Here is a 1,588-nt window from a genome sequence, read left to right on the forward strand (position 1 = left end):
ACTAAAACTTCCCACACCAATACGGTGTGTTGAACCTTGAAAATTCAATATTTCAGCCAATAAAAAAGGCATAAACCTGTCCCGTTTGGTATAATGGAATTGACGAAAAACCATCTATACAAAGGAGATTTATGCCATGTCCAGTATACCACAAAACTATTGCGATGAGAACGAGTTAATTGATTGTGTTCAGAGATTTTTTTCCAGGCATCATGTCGGCAAGCTTCTCGCCAAATGCAATGGGATGAAAGAAAAAGGTGTTTCACCTGTTTCTCTGCTCCGCTACAAGCTCAGCAACATTTTTGTCGGAAGAAGCATGTATATGCAGCAACGAACTGGCTCTTTTAAGGAAGATTTTTCAAAGAACACTTTTTATCGGTTCCTAAATTCGGCAAAAACAAACTGGCTCCGTTTTACTTCTCTTCTGGCTGCTGATATCGTCAATAATGATCTCAAAGATCTAACGGACGATAGCAGGAAAAATGTGTTCATTGTTGATGACAGCCTTTTTAGTCGAACCAGCTGCAAGAAAACAGAACTGGGATCAAAAGTATTCGACCACACCGATATGCATTTCAAAAAAGGGTTTCGGATGCTTACATTAAGCTGGAGTGACGGAAATACACTGATCCCGGTAAACAGCTGTCTGTTAGCATCTGCAAAAGAAGCAAATATTATCGGTCCGGTAAAGAACTTTGATAACAGAACCATTGCAGGAAAAAGGCGCAAGCTTGCCCAGACAAAAGCACCTGAAGCAATGATGGCCTTGTTGGATACTGCTCTCAGTGCAGGACTAAAGGCTGATTATGTCCTTTTTGATTCCTGGTTTTCCAACCCGGCACAGATCACAGCCATCCATTCAAAGGGGATGGATGTGATTGCTATGCTCAAGAAAAGCAGCCGCATCAAGTATTCATACTGTGGTGAACAGCTGAATATCAAAGAGATCTATTCCAGGAACAAAAAACGCCGTGGCAGATCAAAGTATCTGCTTTCTGTTGACGTCATGGTAGGAAAAGAGAATCCTATTCCGGCGAAAATCGTTTGCGTAAGGAATAAAGCAAATCGCAAGGACTGGCTTGCTTTTATCTGTACAGATACGACCCTTTCCGAAGAAGAGATTATCCGTGTTTATGGAAAGCGCTGGCAGATTGAGGTTTTCTTCAAGACCTGCAAATCTATGCTGAACCTGATTGGAGAATGCCGCAGCTTATCCTATGATGCACTGACAGCTCACGTAGCTATCGTGTTTACCAGATACATGTTACTCGCAATGGAACAGCGCCAAAATGAAGATCAGAGGACGCTTGGCGAATTGTTCTTTTTCCTAGTTGATGAAATGGCGGACATTACTTTCCATAGATCACTTGGCATCCTAATGGATGCCTTGATGGCAAGCCTTCAGGAAATCTTAAAACTCAGCGATGAGCAATTGACAGCTTTTACTGCTGATTTTGAAGCAAGACTACCGAAATATCTGCGTAACGCACTCCATCCAGAGTCTATAGGGGCATAAATCACTATTTTGTCATCTGAAATATTGAATTTTCAAGGAGCGAAGCCCATTTCAGGTATGGGAAGTCTTAGT

Annotated in this window: 1 protein-coding gene; it reads left to right on the top strand. The window is 41.8% G+C overall.

What is annotated here, in order from left to right; all coding sequences use genetic code 11:
- The first annotated feature begins 136 nt into the window (after positions 1-136).
- Entirely contained in the window at positions 137-1,516 is a 1,380-nt protein-coding gene (locus Selli1_RS18125; RefSeq protein ID WP_087252104.1) for an IS4 family transposase, read from the top strand.
- The last annotated feature ends 72 nt before the right edge of the window (positions 1,517-1,588 follow it).

The sequence above is a fragment of the Sellimonas catena genome (assembly GCF_027924685.1).
GTDB lineage: Bacteria > Bacillota > Clostridia > Lachnospirales > Lachnospiraceae > Sellimonas > Sellimonas catena.